Below are 18,594 nucleotides of genomic sequence, written 5' to 3'. Positions count from 1 at the left end.
AAAGTGCGGATGCCAACAAACCTTCATCGGTACATTGACATCTCACATTCTTTCATTATTTTATTCTAGGTTGATACTCAAACCTAAACCTCTCAACTCGTGCAACAATACGTTCAAGGATTCCGGAATACCAGGTTGTGGCATCGGTTCACCTTTCACAATTGCTTCATAAGCCTTCGAACGTCCTACCACGTCATCAGATTTGATAGTCAGGATTTCCTGCAAGATATGGGCAGCACCGAAACCTTCGAGTGCCCAAACCTCCATTTCTCCGAAACGCTGACCACCGAATTGAGCTTTACCACCAAGAGGTTGCTGAGTAATCAATGAGTACGGACCGATAGAACGAGCATGCATCTTGTCTTCAACCATGTGACCCAACTTCAACATGTAAGTTACGCCCACAGTAGCTGCCTGGTCAAATTGCTCACCTGTACCACCATCACAAAGATAAGTCTTACAGTAGCGAGGCAATCCTGCCTTGTCTGTCCACTGATCCAGATCTTCCATGGTAGCACCGTCGAAAATAGGAGTCGCGAATTTCACGCCCAACGTTTTTCCGGCACGTCCGAGTACAGCTTCAAAAATCTGACCAATGTTCATACGAGAAGGCACACCCAACGGATTCAACACGATGTCAACCGGAGTACCATCAGCCAAGAACGGCATATCTTCCTGACGAACAACACGGGATACAATACCTTTGTTACCGTGGCGACCAGCCATCTTATCACCCACACCAATCTTACGTTTCTTAGCAATATATACTTTTGCCATCTGGATAATACCAGCAGGAAGTTCATCACCAATTGTAATAGCAAACTTCTTACGTTTCAATTCAGCATCCAGCTCTTTATATTTCTTAATGAAATTCATCACCAGATCACGAATCATACCGTTAATATGATCGTCACTTGTCCAGTTGCTCAATTGAATAGAAGTAAAGTCAAGTGAATCAAAATCAGAAGCACTGAACTTAGAACCTTTCGCTATAACTTCCGCACCCAAATAGTCTTTCACACCTTGAGAAACCTTACCTTCAGTCAAAGTCATCAGTTTCTTAACCAGGATACGTTTCAAGTCAGCTACCTTAGATTCAAATTCATCATCAATCTTAGGCAACAATGCTTTATCGGCCAGTTTAGAGCTACGATTCTTAATCACACGTGAGAAAAGTTTCTTATCAATCACCACACCTTTCAAAGAAGGAGAAGCTTTCAAAGAAGCATCTTTCACGTCACCTGCCTTATCACCGAAGATAGCCCGAAGCAGTTTTTCTTCCGGAGAAGGATCAGATTCACCCTTCGGCGTAATCTTACCAATCATGATATCACCCGGCTCAATACGAGCACCGATTCTTACGATACCGTTTTCATCCAAGTCTTTGGTAGCTTCTTCACTTACATTCGGGATATCAGAAGTCAACTCTTCCATACCACGTTTTGTCTCACGAACTTCCAGAGAATATTCCTCTACGTGAACTGAAGTCAACAAGTCTTCGCGTACCACACGTTCGTTCAATACGATAGCATCCTCATAGTTGTAACCCTTCCAAGGCATATAAGCTACCAACAGGTTCTTACCCAATGCCAATTCACCCTTTTCAGTAGAATAACCTTCAGTCAAGATATCACCTTTCTTCACACGCTGGCCTTTGTCACAAATCGGACGTAAGTCAATCGTCATGTTCTGGTTAGTCTTACGGAACTTAGGTATTCTATATTCCTTCAAAGCAGGTTCGAAACTTACAAATTCTTCGTCTTCCGTACGGTCATACAAAATACGGATAGTAGTAGCATCCACATAGTCAACCACACCATCGCCTTCTGCAGTAATCTGGGTACGAGAGTCTCTTACCAACTGACGTTCGATACCTGTACCTACGATTGGAGCTTCACTTCTCAACAAAGGAACCGCCTGGCGCATCATGTTCGATCCCATCAATGCACGGTTAGCATCATCATGTTCCAAGAATGGAATCAAAGAAGCTGCAATAGATGCAATCTGCTGAGGAGCAACGTCCATCAAGTCAACTTCAGATGGTTCAACAACCGGGAAATCTGCATCTTGACGAGACTTAACTCTGTTAAGTACGAATGTACCATCGTCATTCAACGGAGCATTTCCCTGCGCAATAACCTTTTCTTCCTCTTCTTCAGCAGTCAGATAAATCAGACCGTTATCAGAAAGATCCACTTTCCCATTTTCCACCTTGCGGTAGGGAGTTTCAATGAATCCTAGCTCATTAATCTTAGCAAATACACACAATGAAGAAATCAAACCGATGTTCGGACCTTCAGGAGTCTCAATCGGACAAAGACGACCATAGTGTGTATAGTGAACGTCACGAACCTCAAATCCGGCACGTTCACGGGAAAGACCACCAGGACCAAGGGCAGACATACGACGTTTGTGCGTAATTTCAGCCAGCGGGTTTGTCTGGTCCATGAACTGCGACAACGCGTTCGTTCCGAAGAATGAGTTGATTACTGAAGAAATAGTCTTCGCATTAATCAAATCAATCGGAGTAAACACTTCATTGTCACGAACGTTCATACGTTCACGAATCGTACGAGACATACGAGCCAGCCCCACAGCAAACTGATTAGAAAGCTGTTCACCAACAGTACGTACACGACGGTTACTCAAGTGGTCAATATCATCCACATCTGCTTTTGAGTTAATCAACTCAATCAGATATTTGATGATTTCAATAATATCTTCCTTCGTGAGGACACGCACGTCCATATCAGTCGTCAGATTCAACTTTTTGTTGATTCTGTAACGGCCTACGTCACCAAGGTCATATCGTTTTTCTGAGAAGAACAAGTTGTTGATAACCTCCCTTGCACTTGCATCATCAGCCGGATCGGCATTACGCAACTGACGGTAGATATACAACACAGCTTCTTTTTCCGAGTTACTCGGGTCCTTCTGCAACGTATTATATATGATAGAGAAATCGGACTGATTCGGTTCATCCTTATGCAAAAGGATGTTCTGAACTCCCGACTCCAAAATTTCATCAATATGCTCCTCTTCCAGTACGGTTTCACGGTCGATAATAACTTCGTTACGTTCAATAGAAACCACTTCACCGGTATCTTCATCAACGAAATCTTCAATCCATGTTTTCAAGACACGTGCAGCCAGTTTACGGCCTAACACCTTCTTCAGATTTGTCTTGTTTACCTTCACATCTTCTGCAAGATCGAAAATCTCAAGAATATCTTTGTCATTCTCGAAGCCAATTGCACGCAACAATGTAGTCACCGGCAATTTCTTCTTACGGTCGATATATGCGTACATCACATTATTGATGTCAGTAGCAAACTCAATCCACGAACCCTTAAACGGAATAATACGAGCCGAATAAAGTTTCGTACCATTGGCATGTACACTCTGACCGAAGAACACACCCGGAGAACGGTGAAGCTGTGACACAACTACGCGTTCGGCACCGTTAATGACGAAAGTAGCCTTATCAGTCATATAAGGAATCGGGCCGAGGAATACGTCCTGAATCACTGTATCAAAATCCTCATGATCGGGGTCCGTACAGTAAAGCTTAAGTTTCGCTTTTAAGGGAACACTATAAGTAAGCCCACGCTCTATACAATCATCAATGGTATAACGCGGCGGATCAATATAATAGTCCAGAAACTCAAGAACAAAATTGTTTCTTGTATCGGCAATAGGGAAGTTTTCAGCAAATACTTTATACAATCCCTCATTCTTACGCTTTTCAGGTGGGGTATCTAATTGTAGAAAGTCTTGGAATGACTTCAATTGTACTTCCAGGAAATCCGGGTATTCTAGCGGATTCTTAGTCGAAGCAAAATTAACTCTTTGATTTACAGTATTTGAAGACATCTGTCAATGAATTTGGAGAACTTAATTTGAAATATATACACAAAAAGGTTAAGAATCCTCTTGTGAAGGATTCTTAACCGAATTACCTGATTACCAGGCCAATGTTATTTAAGTTCAACTTCAGCTCCAGCTTCTTCCAATGTTTTCTTCAATGATTCTGCTTCGTCTTTAGCCAAACCTTCTTTTACTGTGCTAGGAGCACCGTCTACCAAGTCTTTAGCTTCTTTCAAACCAAGACCACAAGCTTCCTTAACGGCCTTAACTACTTGAAGTTTAGCTGCACCAGCGCTCTTCAATACTACGTCGAAAGAAGTTTTTTCTTCTGCGGCAGCAGCACCAGCTGCAGGACCAGCAGCAACAGCTACAGCTGCAGCAGCAGGTTCAATACCGTATTCTTCTTTAAGGATAGTTGCAAGTTCATTAACTTCTTTTACTGTCAAGTTAACTAATTGTTCTGCAAAAGCTTTCAAATCTGCCATTTTTTGTATGATTTTAATTGTTTAAATACTTTGTTGATTTTTGAAAATTATTCGGGACGTTCACCAAGAGTCTTGAGAACTCCGTGAAGGGTGTTACCACCTGATTGAAGAGCAGAAATAACATTCTTGGCCGGAGATTGCAACAGGGCAACGATATCGGCGATAACTTCATTCTTACTCTTGATTGAAACGAGAGCATCCAATTGATCAGCACCAATGTAGAAGCTTTCTTCTGCATATGCAGCTTTCAGTCCGGGAATACCGTCTTTCGCTTTGTCTTTGATTAACTTAGCAGGAACGTTTGCAGTATTGCTAAACATAACAGCAGTAGTACCTTTCAAAGAACCGTAAAGAGGTGAGAAGTCTTCTTCCAAGCTTTCAAGTGCTTTGTGAAGCAGCGTGTTTTTAACCAACATCAATTTGATGTCTGATTTAAAACAATCTCTTCTCAATGCACTGGTAGCAGCAGCGTTCATAGCTGTAACGTCTACCAAGTAGAAGTGACCATATTCCTTTACTGTAGCAGCAATTTGCTCTATAATCGTACTTTTATCTTCCTTTCTCATTATTTCTCTGTTTTATTAGATTTCATCCACTGATTTCGGGTCGATTTTAATACCCGCACTCATTGTACTAGAAAGATAAATACTCTTAATATATGTACCCTTTGCTGCGGTCGGTTTCAGTTTGTTCAGAGTAGAGATGAACTCTTTCGCGTTGTCGCGAATCTGATCAGGACTGAATGATACCTTACCGATAGAAGTGTGAACGATACCGCTCTTATCAACTTTAAAGTCAATCTTACCTTGTTTTACTTCTTTTACAGCCTTAGCAACATCCATAGTTACAGTACCACTCTTAGGGTTCGGCATCAATCCACGAGGACCGAGAACACGACCGAGCGCACCAATTTTACCCATGATAGATGGCATAGTGATGATTACATCAATATCAGTCCATCCACCTTTGATCTTTTCAATATATTCGTCAAGACCAACGTAGTCAGCACCAGCTTCTTTTGCAGCAGCTTCAGCATCCGGTGTACAAAGTACCAACACACGCACTTCTTTACCAGTACCATGAGGAAGTGAAACAACACCTCTCACCATCTGGTTAGCTTTACGCGGGTCAACACCTAAACGTACATCAATATCCAGTGAAGCATCAAACTTGGAAAAAGTGATTTCTTTTACCAAAGATGCAGCTTCTTTCAGTGAGTATGCTTTCCCTGCTTCAATCTTTTCTGCAGCTAACTTTTGATTTTTTGTCAGTTTACCCATTACAATTGAAGTTTATTAGTTATTAACCGGGAACTCCCCTTTTACAGCGATACCCATACTTCTAGCTGTACCTGCAACCATTCTCATGGCAGCTTCCACAGTAAAACAGTTTAAGTCAACCATTTTGTCCTGAGCAATCGTACGAACCTGTTCCCAAGTAAGCTCGGCAACTTTCTTACGGTTAGGCTCAGCAGAACCACTCTTTACCTTAGCTACTTCAAGTAATTGAATAGCAACGGGAGGAGTCTTGATTACAAAATCGAAAGACTTATCTGCGTAGTAAGTAATGATAACAGGTAAAATCTTACCTGCTTTGTCTTGGGTTCTGGCATTGAATTGCTTGCAAAATTCCATGATATTAATACCCTTAGAACCCAAAGCAGGTCCAACGGGAGGTGATGGATTTGCAGCGCCTCCTTTAATCTGTAACTTGATTAGTCCAGCAACTTCTTTAGCCATTTTTTTATTGATTTATATATAAACATTAAACGAAGAACAACAACAGCGTAACAATTCCGTGTTATTCCTTTTCCACTTGCATAAAGCCCAATTCAAGCGGTGTTTTGCGCCCGAATATCTTCACCATGACCTTTAGTTTCTTTTTTTCACTATTCACTTCTTCAATGATGCCACTGAATCCGCTGAAAGGTCCAAAAGTAACTTTTACAGTTTCTCCCACTACGTACGGAATATTGAGTTCTTCACCCGTTTCCTGCAGTTCGTCCACTGTACCAAGTATACGATTCACTTCTGATTGTCTGAGAGGCACCGGTTTTTCGGAGCCGCCTAAAAAGCCTATCACATTCGGAGTATTGCGCAGGTGATGAGCGACCTCACCAACCAAAGCAGCCTCCACTAAAACGTAGCCAGGAAGATAACTTCTTTCCTTCACAATTTTTTTACCATTGCGAACCTGGTAAACTTTTTCAGTAGGAATCAATACCTGAGATACATATTCACCAAGGTCGCTGTTCTTAAGATCAGCTTCAAGATATTCCTTTACCTTAGCTTCTTTACCGCTAATAGCACGTAGAACGTACCATTTCTTTTCAATCTCAGCCATTTTCAATTCCTAATTTTTTAATGTGGATAAACGATTTTTTCCATGAAGTTCTGGAAACAGACATCCATACCCCATACTACCAATGCAATAAGCAGGGAAGCATATAAAACAACTACTGCACTGTTAGCAAGTTCAGAATACGTAGGCCACGATACTTTATGTACAAGTTCGTCGTAAGATTCTTTAATATAAGCTATTACCTTTTTCATTTCAATAATATTAGCACGGGAGGAGAGGCTCGAACTCCCGACACCCGGTTTTGGAGACCGGTGCTCTACCAACTGAGCTACTCCCGTGTGTACATAATCAGTTCCCGATGGAAAACCGGGAACTGATTAATTATTGTGTATTAGTCGATAATTTCAGTAATCTGACCAGCACCTACCGTACGTCCACCTTCGCGGATAGCGAAACGAAGACCCGGGTTCAATGCTACTGGGTAGATCAACTCAACTGTAATAGTTACGTTATCACCCGGCATTACCATTTCTGTTCCTTCCGGCAAAGTGATTTCACCTGTACAGTCCATAGTACGCAAGTAGAACTGAGGACGGTATTTGTTGTGGAACGGAGTGTGACGACCACCTTCTTCTTTCTTCAAGATATAAACCTCAGCTTTGAATTTAGAGTGCGGTTTAATCTGACCTGGTTTACAAAGAACCATACCACGTTTGATTTCGTTCTTGTCAATACCACGAAGCAAAAGACCTACGTTGTCACCAGCTTCACCTTGATCCAACAGTTTACGGAACATTTCAACACCAGTTACAACTGATTTCTTATCTTCACCTAAACCAAGGATTTCGATTTCATCACCAACGTGGATAACACCAGTTTCGATACGACCTGTTGCTACAGTACCACGACCTGTGATAGAGAACACGTCTTCAACCGGCATCAAGAATGGTTTATCAACATCGCGCGGAGGCAGTGGAATCCAGTTATCAACTGCATCCATCAGTTCCATAACTTTGTCTTCCCATTTTTCAACACCGTTCAATGCGCCAAGAGCAGAACCACGGATGATAGGAGTATTGTCACCATCGAAATCATAGAATGAAAGAAGTTCTCTCATTTCCATTTCAACGAGTTCCAACATTTCTTCGTCGTCTACCATATCGCACTTGTTCAAGAATACAACCAGACGAGGTACGTTTACCTGACGAGCCAACAGAATGTGTTCGCGAGTTTGAGGCATCGGACCATCAGTTGCAGCACAAACGATGATAGCACCGTCCATCTGAGCAGCACCAGTTACCATGTTCTTTACGTAGTCGGCGTGACCCGGACAGTCTACGTGTGCATAGTGACGGTTAGCTGTTTGATATTCAACGTGAGAAGTATTGATAGTAATACCTCTTTCTTTTTCTTCAGGAGCGTTGTCGATAGAATCGAAAGAACGCAATTCTGAAAGACCTTTCTTTGCCAACACAGTAGTGATAGCAGCTGTCAACGTTGTCTTACCGTGGTCTACGTGACCGATTGTACCAATGTTTACGTGCGGTTTGGTACGTTCAAATTTCTCTTTAGCCATAGCTTTACTTGTTATTTATTTGATTAATAATCAGCATTTACATCCTTTATGAGCTGTTACCGGGATTTGAACCCGGGACCTCTTCCTTACCAAGGAAGTGCTCTACCACTGAGCTATAACAGCAAGAAAAGAGAGCGGAAGACGGGGCTCAAACCCGCGACCCTCAGCTTGGAAGGCTAATGCTCTATCAACTGAGCTACTTCCGCATTCTTGCCAAAGTTGTCACTCTGATTGTGGGCAAAGATGGATTCGAACCACCGAAGGCGTAAGCCAGCAGATTTACAGTCTGCCCCATTTGGCCACTCTGGTATTTGCCCTTTTCAAAATCAAGAAATAAAAGAACTATTTTCAAACAATATGATAAAGACAGATGTTCTATCTTTGTTCTTCGGTTTCTTTTTGAGCCTCTTGTCGGATTCGAACCAACGACCCCGAGATTACAAATCACGTGCTCTGGCCAACTGAGCTAAAGAGGCAAACTTACTAAAAAATGCAACCGTCACGTTCTAACGCGAGCGAAACGGCTGCAAATTTAGTTATTTATTTCTTTCCCGCAAAATATTTGGGATTTTTTTATTTGCTACGTTGCTTTTCCTTGTATTTAACCAGCTGTTTTCCGAGTGCTTCCACATCTAAATCAATTGCTTCTTCAAATGTATCGCATACTTTGCTTGCATAAAACTCCCCATTTGGGATCAATATTTTAATGCCCGCTTCCTTGTTTTCAGCAACTTCTGGTTTAACTACCTTTAATGACACCTCTACTTTCTTTATATCTTCGTAATATTTTTCCAACTTGGACACTTTCTTCTGAATAAATGCCTGCAATTGCTCTGACGCATCAAAGTGAATTGATTGAATTCTAACATCCATACTTACCTCCTTTTTTTAAGCTCTTGGATGAGCTTGTTTATACACTTTTTTAAGTTCTTCAAATGTGACATGCGTGTAGATCTCGGTAGTTGTTATACTCTCGTGACCCAAAAGTTCTTTTACCGCCCCCAGCTCTGCTTCATTATTCAGCATTGTGGTAGCAAAAGTATGCCTCAACACGTGAGGACTCTTTTTCTTCAACGTCGCCACCTTTGACAGGTTCCGTTTCACTAAATTATAGACTAGATTCTTATAAAGCCGTTCACCATTCTCTCTAATAAAGAAAGCTTCCGACCTTTCCGGAATCGTTTCGTTTCTTACATTAATATATTCAAGCATCAACTCCTGCAGTTCGTCACCGAACGGAATCAGCCGTTGCTTGTTTCTTTTCCCGGTCACTTTCAGAAGAGAAGCCGAAAAATCCACATCCTTATTATCCAGACCTATCAATTCCGAAAGCCTCATGCCGGTAGCATAAAACATTTCAATAATCAACCGATCCCGACAGCCTTTAAATCCTTCACCAAAGTCCGTTTCATCCAACAACCGATTCATTTCGTTTTCTTTTAAGAACACAGGCAACGGCTTTTTGTTTTTAGGTCCTTTTATTTTACGCAAAGGATCTATAGTCGTTTCTTCCTGCCTCAAGAGATACTTGTAAAACGTTCGGAGCGAACTTAGCTTACGATTTACAGAAGTTGAGGTATACCCTTTATCCATCAATGAAACAATCCATTCACGAATCAGTTCCGCCTCGACCTCTAACGGATTAAATTTTCCACACTCTTCCTGAGCAAACTCCTGCAGTTGCTTTATATCTTCACCGTACGCAAGAACGGTTTTTTCAGAATAGTTCCGCTCATACTGGAGATAATCAAGAAAAGATTCTATCAACATAATATCGCTACATCTAAAATCGTGCAACGAATGTATGAAAAGAATTCAATAATTCAAAGGAAATTACGAATTATTAATCTTCTACTTGCTGAAGTTGTTGTACGTAAACTGCGCGTTCTTTCTTAAGTCTTTTAGTTACAGACGGTTTATCAAACTGTTGTCTGCTTCTCAACTCTTTTACAATGCCAGTCTTTTCAAATTTTCTTTTGAACTTCTTCAGCGCTTTTTCAATGTTTTCGCCTTCTTTTACAGGTACTACAATCATTTTGTTACTATTAATATGTTATGATTAAAAAATTCCGCAGTCAAATTGCGCCGCAAAATTACACATACTTTCTTTATTCACAAAACTTTCGGCAAATATTTCTCAAAAACTATTCATAAACAAGTTATTAAATGCAGAAAGTTAGTACCTTTGAAACACTTACATGTCTATAATAATATAATAAAGTATGAAACAGAGCATAAAAGAGCGAGTGCATGCACTGCGCATGACCTTTCATCCCAATTCTATCAAAGCGTTCATTATTCCCAGCACCGACCCTCATCTTAGTGAATATGTGGCTCCCCACTGGATGTCACGGGAGTGGATTTCCGGTTTTACTGGTTCTGCCGGAACAGCGGTTATCCTGATGGATAAAGCAGGATTATGGACCGACTCGCGTTATTTTCTGCAAGCGACGAAGGAATTGGAGGGCAGCGGCATTACCTTATATAAAGAGATGTTGCCGGAGACTCCCAGTATTACAGAATTTCTCTGCCAACACTTAAAACCTGGAGAATCTGTAAGTATCGACGGGAAAATGTTCTCTGTGCAACAGGTCGAACAGATGAAAGAAGAACTGGCGGCACATCAGTTACAGGTCGACATATTTGGAGATCCATTGAGTAGCATTTGGAAGGACCGACCCGCCATGCCTGATTCTCCTGCTTTTATTTATGATATCAAATATGCAGGGAAAAGCTGCGAAGAGAAAATATCCGCCATCCGTACGGAGTTGAAAAAGAAAGGTATCTATGCTTTATTCATATCCGCACTCGACGAGATCGCATGGACTCTCAATTTGCGAGGAAACGATGTACATTGCAATCCGGTCATAGTAAGTTACCTGTTAATCACACAGGATGAAGTGACTTATTTTATTTCACCGGAGAAAGTGACGGCAGAGGTAGAGACTTATCTAAAGGAACGGCAGATTGGAATACAGAAGTATGATGAGGTAGAGACATTCCTGAATTCTTTTCCGGGAAAAAACATTCTGATTGATCCACGAAAAACGAATTATTCTATCTATTCATCTATTAATCCGCAATGTTCTATTCTTCGTGGCGAGTCGCCCGTCGCATTATTGAAGGCGATTCGCAATGAGCAGGAGATTGCCGGCATCCACGCTGCCATGCAACGGGATGGAGTAGCACTCGTCAAATTCCTCAAATGGCTAGAAGAATCCGTATCTACCGGAAAAGAGACAGAATTAAGTATAGATAAAAAGTTGCATGAGTTTAGGGCTGCACAGCCTCTCTACATGGGGGAAAGTTTCGACACGATTGCAGGATATAAAGAACATGGGGCAATCGTACATTATTCGGCTACCCCGGAAAGTGACGTGACTCTTCAGCCCAGAGGGTTCTTACTCTTAGATTCAGGAGCCCAATATCTGGACGGAACCACTGACATCACCCGAACCATTGCCTTAGGCGAACTTACAGAAGAAGAAAAAACGGATTATACCCTTATATTAAAAGGACACATCGCGTTGGCTATGGCCAAATTCCCTGCCGGAACCCGTGGAGCCCAGCTCGATGTACTAGCCCGTATGCCTATCTGGAACCACAGAATGAATTTTCTTCATGGCACAGGACATGGCGTCGGACATTTCCTAAGTGTACACGAAGGCCCGCAAAGCATTCGTATGAATGAGAATCCTGTCATTTTGCAGCCCGGCATGGTTACTTCCAATGAACCTGGTGTTTATAAAGCAGGCAGTCACGGGATACGTACGGAGAACCTGACGTTGGTTTGCAAAGATGGAGAGGGAATGTTTGGAGAATATCTTAAGTTTGAAACTATCACTTTATGCCCAATCTGCAAAAAAGGGATCATCAAGGAGATGCTGACAAATGAAGAAATTGAATGGTTAAACAATTACCATCAGACTGTCTACGAGAAGTTGTCACCGGATCTTAACGAAGAAGAAAAAGTTTGGTTACAAGAGGCGACTGCTTCCCTTTAAACAGAACTTGTCTGACACCCGGGTGTCAAGCATACTGAGACCCGGGTGTCAGACTGCTCAAGACCCGGGTCTCATCCATCACGACACCCGGGTGTCGTACAACATAGAACTGCATTAAATAAAAAACTTTATTAGAAACAAATATTATATGGCTTTAATTAAATCAGTACGGGGTTTTACTCCCGAAATCGGAGAAAACTGCTTCCTCGCAGATAATGCAACTATTATAGGAGATGTAAAAATAGGAAATGATTGTAGCATTTGGTTTAATACGGTATTAAGAGGTGACGTCAACTCCATACGAATCGGCAATGGTGTCAACATTCAGGATGGAAGTGTCTTGCATACGTTATATCAGAAATCGACTATTGAAATTGGCGATCACGTATCCGTTGGGCATAATGTCACCATTCATGGGGCGACCATCAAAGATTATGCATTGGTAGGGATGGGGTCAACCGTCCTGGATCACGTCGTAGTTGGTGAAGGAGCAATCGTTGCCGCCGGTTCGCTGGTATTAAGCAATACCATCATTGAGCCGGGAAGTATTTGGGGAGGAGTACCCGCGAAATTCATAAAAAAGGTAGATCCTGAACAAGCCAAAGAACTGAATCAGAAGATTGCTCACAATTATTTGATGTATTCGCAATGGTATAAGGAAGATAAATAGCAAACTCTAACAAGTTAATAAAAACAGCGGGACATTCTAATGAAAGAACATCCCGCTGTTTTTATAAGATTTTTTATAAAGCCGTTTTTTTACAAAAAGCGAATTCATTGGATTCATCTCTTTTCGACACTATTTCCTCTAATCAAAAATTAATCATGTGCATAATCTTTTCTGTAGCCCCGGCATTACTAGTCACATAATAACCGGCATTTGTTCCGGTTTCACGCAAGAACAATTCATCTGCCAGGAAACGATCCAGCAAAGTTTTCAGTTCATCATAATCTTTGATGGAATAAGCGCCTTTTGCTTCGAGCAATTGAACGGCTTCCATAAATTTCTGATACTTCGGTCCGAAAATCACCGGAATACCATATACAGCCGCTTCCAATGTGTTATGAATACCGACTCCGAAACCACCACCGATATAAGCTATTTCGCCATAACGGTAAATAGAGGACAGCAGTCCAAAGCAGTCTATTATGAGGCAATCCGCTTTCAATACATTCCTTTCGTCGGCACGAGTATAGCGCACATACGGACGTTTCAATTTACTGATGATTTCAACCAAGTGATTCTCGTCGATCACATGCGGAGCAATAATCAGTTTCATTTCCGGATGGTTATTGAAATATTCGAGGAATAAATCTTCGTCAGGTCCCCATGAGCTTCCGGCAACAAAAGTAAAGGAATTGGTTCCTTTAAATTTCTCTACCAACGGGAGTTCTTTAGCCTCTTCACGGATTTGCAACACGCGGTCAAAACGGGTATCTCCCACTACTGTCACACGGCTGATACCGATTTTCGACAAGTAACGTTTGGATGCCTCATTCTGAACAAACAGATGATCGAAATCTTTCAATACATTGCGATAAGTTCCACCGTACCATTTAAAGAATATTTGTTCGCGACGGAAGATAGACGATACACTATATACCGGAATACGGCGTTTGTGAAGCTCATCCAGATAATTCTTCCAAAACTCATATTTGATAAAGAACGCCATGCAAGGATTTGCAATATCCAGGAACTTTTTCACATTCCGCGGTTTATCAAACGGCAGATAGCAGACAATATCCGCCCCCCGGTAATGCTTACGCACCTCGTAACCGGAAGGAGAGAAAAATGTCAGCAATATCTTATAGTTAGGATACTTCGCACGAATCATTTCTATCAGAGGACGCCCTTGTTCAAACTCTCCCAGTGAAGCAGCGTGAAACCAAATATACTGTTCCCCTTTCTCCACTTGCTGCCGCAGGAGTTCATACACTACCCAATGCCCTTTCATCATCTTTCGGGGCTTACGGCTAAACGGAGCAGCCAAATGGACGATAAAGTCATAAATGACTATTGCCAGGTTGTAAAGCATAGTACTGTGTCGATTACTTCAAAACCTCTACCGCACGTTTCATGCGAGCTATCGTCTCCTCTTTGCCCAATACCCAGGAAATATCGAACATGTGCGGGCCTTTTCCTTCACCCACTAATGTCAGACGGAAAGCATTCATGATATTACCAGTATGATAACCTTTCTCCGCAATCCAGTCCATAACGACTTTTTCCTGTCCTTCAATACTAAAGTCTTCAATGCCGGCAATCACTTCTGCCAATTCGGTCATACATTTTGCAGAATCTTCTTTCCAACGTTTCTTCACCGTCTTTTCATCATATTCGGTAGGAGCAACGAAGAAGAAGCTACATACGTCCCACAGTTCTTTAATGAAACTTACCCGATCTTTCATCATGCCAACCACAGTCACCACCTTTTCGAAAGGAGCTTCTACGCCATGTTCTTTCAGGAAAGGCAAGAACAGTTCCGCAATTTCTTCGTTAGGTTTCTGCTGTATATATTGATGGTTGAACCATATTCCCTTTTTATAGTCGAACTTGGCACCCGACTTGCTGCAACGGTGAAGATCAAACAATTTAATCAATTCGTCCATTGACATCACTTCCTGGTCATTGCCCGGGTTCCATCCCAATAAAGCAAGGAAATTAATCACTGCTTCCGGCAGATAACCCGATTCACGATAACCTGAAGAGATTTCTCCCGATTTCGGATCGTGCCATTCCAACGGGAATACAGGGAATCCGAGACGGTCACCGTCACGTTTACTTAATTTTCCATTGCCTTCCGGTTTCAGCAATAAAGGCAGGTGGGCAAATTCCGGCATTGTATCTTCCCAGCCGAAAGCACGGTACAACAACACATGCAAAGGAGCGGAAGGCAGCCATTCTTCACCACGAATCACGTGGGAAACTCCCATCAAATGGTCGTCCACGATATTTGCCAGATGGTAAGTCGGCAGTTCATCAGCCGATTTATAAAGCACTTTATCATCCAGAATGGATGAGTTGATAATAACTTCGCCACGAATCAGGTCATTCACATGTACATCTTCATTCGGTTCGATTTTGAAACGAACGACGTATTGTTTGCCTTCAGCAATCAGTGCATCCACTTCTTCCTTCGGCATGATTAATGAGTTGCGCATCATTCCGCGAGTAGATGCGTCATATTGGAAGTTAGCAATTTCAGCACGCTTAGCGTCCAGTTCCTCCGGAGTATCAAAAGCGATGTATGCTTTTCCATTTTCCAGCAAAACCTGCACATATTTCTTGTAGATTTCGCGGCGCTCCGACTGGCGGTACGGACCACATTCGCCACCGAAGCTCACTCCTTCATCAAAGTGGATACCCAACCACTTAAAAGATTCGAGTATATACTCTTCCGCTCCCGGAACGAACCGGTTAGAATCAGTATCTTCAATACGAAATATCAAGTCTCCGCCGTGTTGACGCGCAAATAGATAATTATACAAAGCTGTACGCACACCACCGATGTGCAGTGCTCCCGTAGGACTTGGAGCAAAACGAACTCTTACTTTTCTTTCTGCCATAATTTGGGTTAGTATAGGTAAATCGTGGCAAAATTAAACCTTTTTTTCCACACTATTGTTTTTTTTTGTACTTTTCGCAAAAATTTCAGTGGATATGGAACATTTGAAGAAGAAAAAAAGTTTTTCATGGAGAGATTTACTATATAAATCACTGCTATTTGTGGGCACTGTGACGCTGATTGTTTATTTCCTGCCACGTGACGGAAAATTCAATTACCAGTTTGATATCAATAAGCCTTGGAAGTACGGGCAGTTGATCGCTACTTTCGACTTTCCTATTTATAAAGAGGATGCAGTAGTAAAAAGAGAGCAAGACAGTCTGATGGCTTTCTTCCAGCCTTATTACCAATTGGATAAAGACATCGAAAAAAATGCAATCGCCAAACTGAAAGAGAATTATCACACCAACCTGAAAGGAATTCTTCCTTCCATCGATTATTTGCGGTATATCGAGCGTACCTTAAAAGAAATCTATCAGGCAGGTATCGTATCGACAGAGAATATACAACAGCTTCAAAAAGACAGCACTTCATCCGTCATGGTGATTGACGATAAACTTGCCAACCCGCAGGCTACCGAAAACATTTACACGGTAAAGAAAGCGTATGAACACCTGCTAACAGCAGACTCGACCCATTTCAACCGGGAAGTATTAAGGCAATGCGCGCTGAACGAATACATTACTCCCAACCTCACTTTTGACGAGGAGCGCACCCTGGCCGCCAAAGAGGAGATATTAAATAATTATTCCTGGGCAAACGGATTGGTAGTCAGCGGGCAGAAGATTATCGACCGTGGAGAGATCGTTAGTCCGCATACCTATAATATCCTCGAATCATTGCGCAAAGAATCCATCAAACGCAACGAGTCTATGGGACAAAACCGTTTGATTCTCGGAGGTCAGGTTCTGTTTGTGGGTATGCTGATGCTTTGTTTCATGCTTTATCTCGATTTATTCCGGAAAGACTATTATCAACGGAAAGGCAGTCTGTCGTTACTATTCACCCTGATTGTGTTCTACAGCGTCATAACGGCTTTCATGGTGACACATAATATATTTAATGTGTACATCATCCCATACGCGATGCTGCCGATTATCATCCGTGTCTTTCTTGATTCGAGAACCGCTTTTCTGACGCATGTCATCACTATATTGATATGCTCCATCTCCTTACGCTTCCCTCATGAGTTTATTCTGACGCAGTTGGCAGCGGGATTAGTGGCGATATTCAGCCTAAGGGAACTATCGCAGAGATCCCAGCTTTTCCGAACGGCCTTATTAGTGATACTGACTTATGCAGCCATTTATTTTGCTTTCGAACTGATGACGGAGAATGGTCTTTCCACCGACTTCTCGAAGTTGAACATACGCATGTACACTTACTTCATCATTAACGGAATCCTGTTATTATTCACTTATCCTTTATTATTCTTATTGGAAAAGACTTTCGGATTTACTTCCAATGTTACTTTGGTGGAACTTTCGAATATCAATAACGATCTTTTGCGGCAGATGTCTGAAACGGTTCCCGGAACCTTCCAACATTCCATGCAGGTGGCTAATCTGGCAGCAGAAGCCGCTATCCGCATTGGAGCAAAAAGCCAGTTAGTACGTACGGGGGCTTTGTATCACGATATCGGGAAGATGGAAAATCCGGCTTTCTTTACGGAGAATCAGTCGGGAGGGGTTAATCCGCATAAGAATTTGAATTACGAACAAAGTGCACAGGTCGTTATCAGCCATGTGACGGATGGATTGAAACTGGCGGATAAACACAATCTGCCTAAAGCGGTCAAAGATTTTATCAGCACCCATCACGGACGGGGAAAAACAAAATATTTCTATATTTCCTGGAAGAACGAGCATCCGGACGAAGAGCCGAATGAAGAATTGTTCACTTATCCCGGACCGAATCCGTTTACCAAAGAGCAGGCTATCCTGATGATGGCGGATGCTGTGGAAGCTGCCTCGCGCAGTCTTCCGGAATATACGGAAGAAACAATCAGCAACCTGGTCGACAAGATTATCGACTCACAGGTTACTGAAGGTTACTTTAAGGAATGTCCTATCACTTTCAAGGATATAGCAACTGTGAAAGCTGTATTCAAGGAAAAACTAAAGATTGCTTATCATACCCGGATCAGCTATCCGGAGTTAAAGAAGTAAGCAGGCCGGCACAAGCGTCTTCCAACACATCGAGTACATATTCAAATCCTTCAGCCCCTCCATAATAGGGGTCGGGGACATGATCTGCAGGAATACGGGTGCAGTACTCTGTCATGCGATGAATCTTTTTCCATTCTTCGGGAGAAGGTGCTTTGTCTTTCAGATCATCTATATTCCGGTCGTCCATACCGATTATCAAATCAAAATGATAGAAATCTTCTATACGGACGGGGCGCGAACGATGCACCAGTTGATAACCGCGACGAGCCGCGTGAGCACGCATCCGGCTGTCCGGCAGTTCGCCCTGATGATAAGACAAGATTCCGGCGGAATCTATCACAAACTCTTTTTCCAATCCCGCTTCTTTTATCAAATGAAGCATCACGCCTTCAGCCGTAGAGCTACGGCAGATATTTCCAAGGCAGACAAACAATATCTTTTTCATAATTTCAGTTTTAACAGATTCAAGAATAAGCTAAATGATAATTTTGCGGAGTGCCCTGAAAGGGCTTAATTATATAGCGTAGGGCAACGCCCTACGTAAAAACGGCAATCTGAATTTGCGCCCTGAAAGGGCATAATTGTATACAGTTCCGCCCTTTCAGGGCTTGTGGCTGGTGTGTTTTT

The 18,594-nt window shown here is 42.2% G+C and carries 17 protein-coding genes and 5 tRNA genes; 3 read left to right on the top strand and 19 right to left on the bottom strand.

All coding sequences use genetic code 11. From position 1 onward, the window contains the following. Nucleotides 1-60 precede the first annotated feature (60 nt). The 16 genes from rpoB to rpsU form a co-directional block, all read right to left on the bottom strand. Nucleotides 61-3,873, bottom strand: coding sequence for a DNA-directed RNA polymerase subunit beta (rpoB, locus tag LPH68_RS08305; RefSeq protein WP_004310892.1), 3,813 nt, complete (start codon nt 3,871-3,873; stop codon nt 61-63). 104 nt (nt 3,874-3,977) lie between these two features. Next, nucleotides 3,978-4,352: a 50S ribosomal protein L7/L12 gene (rplL, locus tag LPH68_RS08300; protein WP_004296358.1), complete on the bottom strand. Its 375-nt coding sequence runs from the start codon at nt 4,350-4,352 to the stop codon at nt 3,978-3,980. Nucleotides 4,353-4,399: 47 nt separating this feature from the next. Further along, complete coding sequence (gene rplJ, locus LPH68_RS08295) at nt 4,400-4,918, bottom strand: 50S ribosomal protein L10 (RefSeq protein ID WP_004310893.1); 519 nt, start codon at nt 4,916-4,918, stop codon at nt 4,400-4,402. A 15-nt stretch (nt 4,919-4,933) separates the two neighbouring features. Continuing rightward, nucleotides 4,934-5,632 (bottom strand): 50S ribosomal protein L1, encoded by a 699-nt coding sequence (rplA, locus tag LPH68_RS08290; RefSeq protein ID WP_004296360.1) that lies wholly within the window; start codon nt 5,630-5,632, stop codon nt 4,934-4,936. Nucleotides 5,633-5,647: 15 nt separating this feature from the next. After that, the gene (gene rplK, locus LPH68_RS08285; RefSeq protein ID WP_004296361.1) at nt 5,648-6,091 is read right to left on the bottom strand and encodes a 50S ribosomal protein L11; all 444 of its coding nucleotides are present in this window, start codon (nt 6,089-6,091) and stop codon (nt 5,648-5,650) included. A gap of 61 nt (nt 6,092-6,152) precedes the next feature. After that, nucleotides 6,153-6,695 (bottom strand): transcription termination/antitermination protein NusG, encoded by a 543-nt coding sequence (gene nusG, locus LPH68_RS08280; RefSeq protein ID WP_004296362.1) that lies wholly within the window; start codon nt 6,693-6,695, stop codon nt 6,153-6,155. 17 nt (nt 6,696-6,712) lie between these two features. Continuing rightward, complete coding sequence (gene secE, locus LPH68_RS08275; protein ID WP_004296363.1) at nt 6,713-6,904, bottom strand: preprotein translocase subunit SecE; 192 nt, start codon at nt 6,902-6,904, stop codon at nt 6,713-6,715. Between the two features lie 14 nt (nt 6,905-6,918). Continuing rightward, a tRNA-Trp gene (locus tag LPH68_RS08270) sits at nt 6,919-6,991 on the bottom strand. 53 nt (nt 6,992-7,044) lie between these two features. Continuing rightward, on the bottom strand, nt 7,045-8,229 hold the full coding sequence (tuf, locus tag LPH68_RS08265) for an elongation factor Tu (RefSeq protein WP_004307553.1): 1,185 nt from the start codon (nt 8,227-8,229) through the stop codon (nt 7,045-7,047). A gap of 51 nt (nt 8,230-8,280) precedes the next feature. Continuing rightward, nucleotides 8,281-8,352: transfer RNA gene (locus tag LPH68_RS08260), tRNA-Thr, on the bottom strand. Between the two features lie 10 nt (nt 8,353-8,362). After that, a tRNA-Gly gene (locus LPH68_RS08255) sits at nt 8,363-8,435 on the bottom strand. Nucleotides 8,436-8,463: 28 nt separating this feature from the next. After that, nucleotides 8,464-8,546: transfer RNA gene (locus LPH68_RS08250), tRNA-Tyr, on the bottom strand. An 85-nt stretch (nt 8,547-8,631) separates the two neighbouring features. Then, nucleotides 8,632-8,705 (bottom strand) — tRNA-Thr (locus LPH68_RS08245). A gap of 97 nt (nt 8,706-8,802) precedes the next feature. Continuing rightward, entirely contained in the window at nt 8,803-9,102 is a 300-nt protein-coding gene (gene hpf, locus LPH68_RS08240; RefSeq protein WP_004310895.1) for a ribosome hibernation-promoting factor, HPF/YfiA family, read from the bottom strand. Nucleotides 9,103-9,117: 15 nt separating this feature from the next. Next, on the bottom strand, nt 9,118-9,999 hold the full coding sequence (gene xerC / locus LPH68_RS08235) for a tyrosine recombinase XerC (RefSeq protein WP_151923331.1): 882 nt from the start codon (nt 9,997-9,999) through the stop codon (nt 9,118-9,120). A gap of 73 nt (nt 10,000-10,072) precedes the next feature. Continuing rightward, nucleotides 10,073-10,264: a 30S ribosomal protein S21 gene (gene rpsU, locus LPH68_RS08230; RefSeq protein ID WP_002558090.1), complete on the bottom strand. Its 192-nt coding sequence runs from the start codon at nt 10,262-10,264 to the stop codon at nt 10,073-10,075. A 187-nt stretch (nt 10,265-10,451) separates the two neighbouring features. Here rpsU and LPH68_RS08225 point away from each other — a divergent pair, with 187 nt between their 5' ends. Then, nucleotides 10,452-12,233, top strand: a complete 1,782-nt coding sequence (locus tag LPH68_RS08225) for an aminopeptidase P family protein (protein ID WP_225449998.1) — start codon at nt 10,452-10,454, stop codon at nt 12,231-12,233. 148 nt (nt 12,234-12,381) lie between these two features. After that, on the top strand, nt 12,382-12,903 hold the full coding sequence (locus LPH68_RS08220) for a gamma carbonic anhydrase family protein (protein ID WP_004313451.1): 522 nt from the start codon (nt 12,382-12,384) through the stop codon (nt 12,901-12,903). A 142-nt stretch (nt 12,904-13,045) separates the two neighbouring features. On the opposite strand, the gene LPH68_RS08215 is transcribed toward LPH68_RS08220, so the two are convergent. Both LPH68_RS08215 and gltX read right to left on the bottom strand, forming a co-directional pair. Further along, nucleotides 13,046-14,269 carry a 3-deoxy-D-manno-octulosonic acid transferase gene (locus LPH68_RS08215; protein ID WP_230296910.1) on the bottom strand — a complete coding sequence of 408 codons (1,224 nt, stop codon included), beginning with the start codon at nt 14,267-14,269 and terminating at the stop codon, nt 13,046-13,048. A gap of 13 nt (nt 14,270-14,282) precedes the next feature. Further along, nucleotides 14,283-15,800, bottom strand: coding sequence for a glutamate--tRNA ligase (gene gltX / locus LPH68_RS08210; RefSeq protein WP_015531724.1), 1,518 nt, complete (start codon nt 15,798-15,800; stop codon nt 14,283-14,285). 94 nt (nt 15,801-15,894) lie between these two features. Between gltX and LPH68_RS08205 the strand changes: the two genes are divergently transcribed. Then, on the top strand, nt 15,895-17,967 hold the full coding sequence (locus tag LPH68_RS08205) for an HD family phosphohydrolase (protein ID WP_151927908.1): 2,073 nt from the start codon (nt 15,895-15,897) through the stop codon (nt 17,965-17,967). On the opposite strand, the gene LPH68_RS08200 is transcribed toward LPH68_RS08205, so the two are convergent. Beyond that, entirely contained in the window at nt 17,942-18,412 is a 471-nt protein-coding gene (locus LPH68_RS08200) for a low molecular weight protein-tyrosine-phosphatase (protein ID WP_004313447.1), read from the bottom strand. The two genes, LPH68_RS08205 and LPH68_RS08200, sit on opposite strands and share 26 nt — an antisense overlap. Between the last annotated feature and the right edge of the window lie 182 nt (nt 18,413-18,594).

This window comes from Bacteroides sp. 1_1_30 (assembly GCF_020982715.1).
GTDB classification, from domain to species: domain Bacteria; phylum Bacteroidota; class Bacteroidia; order Bacteroidales; family Bacteroidaceae; genus Bacteroides; species Bacteroides xylanisolvens.
This window is presented reverse-complemented; position numbering and strand designations above follow the sequence as displayed.

Bases quoted from the DNA above. Each gene is read 5' to 3' on its own strand.
- rpoB (WP_004310892.1), bottom strand. From the start codon at position 3,873: ATGTCTTCAAATACTGTAAATCAAAGAGTTAATTTTGCTTCGACTAAG.
- rplL (WP_004296358.1), bottom strand. From the start codon at position 4,352: ATGGCAGATTTGAAAGCTTTTGCAGAACAATTAGTTAACTTGACAGTA.
- rplJ (WP_004310893.1), bottom strand. From the start codon at position 4,918: ATGAGAAAGGAAGATAAAAGTACGATTATAGAGCAAATTGCTGCTACA.
- rplA (WP_004296360.1), bottom strand. From the start codon at position 5,632: ATGGGTAAACTGACAAAAAATCAAAAGTTAGCTGCAGAAAAGATTGAA.
- rplK (WP_004296361.1), bottom strand. From the start codon at position 6,091: ATGGCTAAAGAAGTTGCTGGACTAATCAAGTTACAGATTAAAGGAGGC.
- nusG (WP_004296362.1), bottom strand. From the start codon at position 6,695: ATGGCTGAGATTGAAAAGAAATGGTACGTTCTACGTGCTATTAGCGGT.
- secE (WP_004296363.1), bottom strand. From the start codon at position 6,904: ATGAAAAAGGTAATAGCTTATATTAAAGAATCTTACGACGAACTTGTA.
- tuf (WP_004307553.1), bottom strand. From the start codon at position 8,229: ATGGCTAAAGAGAAATTTGAACGTACCAAACCGCACGTAAACATTGGT.
- hpf (WP_004310895.1), bottom strand. From the start codon at position 9,102: ATGGATGTTAGAATTCAATCAATTCACTTTGATGCGTCAGAGCAATTG.
- xerC (WP_151923331.1), bottom strand. From the start codon at position 9,999: ATGTTGATAGAATCTTTTCTTGATTATCTCCAGTATGAGCGGAACTAT.
- rpsU (WP_002558090.1), bottom strand. From the start codon at position 10,264: ATGATTGTAGTACCTGTAAAAGAAGGCGAAAACATTGAAAAAGCGCTG.
- LPH68_RS08225 (WP_225449998.1), top strand. From the start codon at position 10,452: ATGAAACAGAGCATAAAAGAGCGAGTGCATGCACTGCGCATGACCTTT.
- LPH68_RS08220 (WP_004313451.1), top strand. From the start codon at position 12,382: ATGGCTTTAATTAAATCAGTACGGGGTTTTACTCCCGAAATCGGAGAA.
- LPH68_RS08215 (WP_230296910.1), bottom strand. From the start codon at position 14,269: ATGCTTTACAACCTGGCAATAGTCATTTATGACTTTATCGTCCATTTG.
- gltX (WP_015531724.1), bottom strand. From the start codon at position 15,800: ATGGCAGAAAGAAAAGTAAGAGTTCGTTTTGCTCCAAGTCCTACGGGA.
- LPH68_RS08205 (WP_151927908.1), top strand. From the start codon at position 15,895: ATGGAACATTTGAAGAAGAAAAAAAGTTTTTCATGGAGAGATTTACTA.
- LPH68_RS08200 (WP_004313447.1), bottom strand. From the start codon at position 18,412: ATGAAAAAGATATTGTTTGTCTGCCTTGGAAATATCTGCCGTAGCTCT.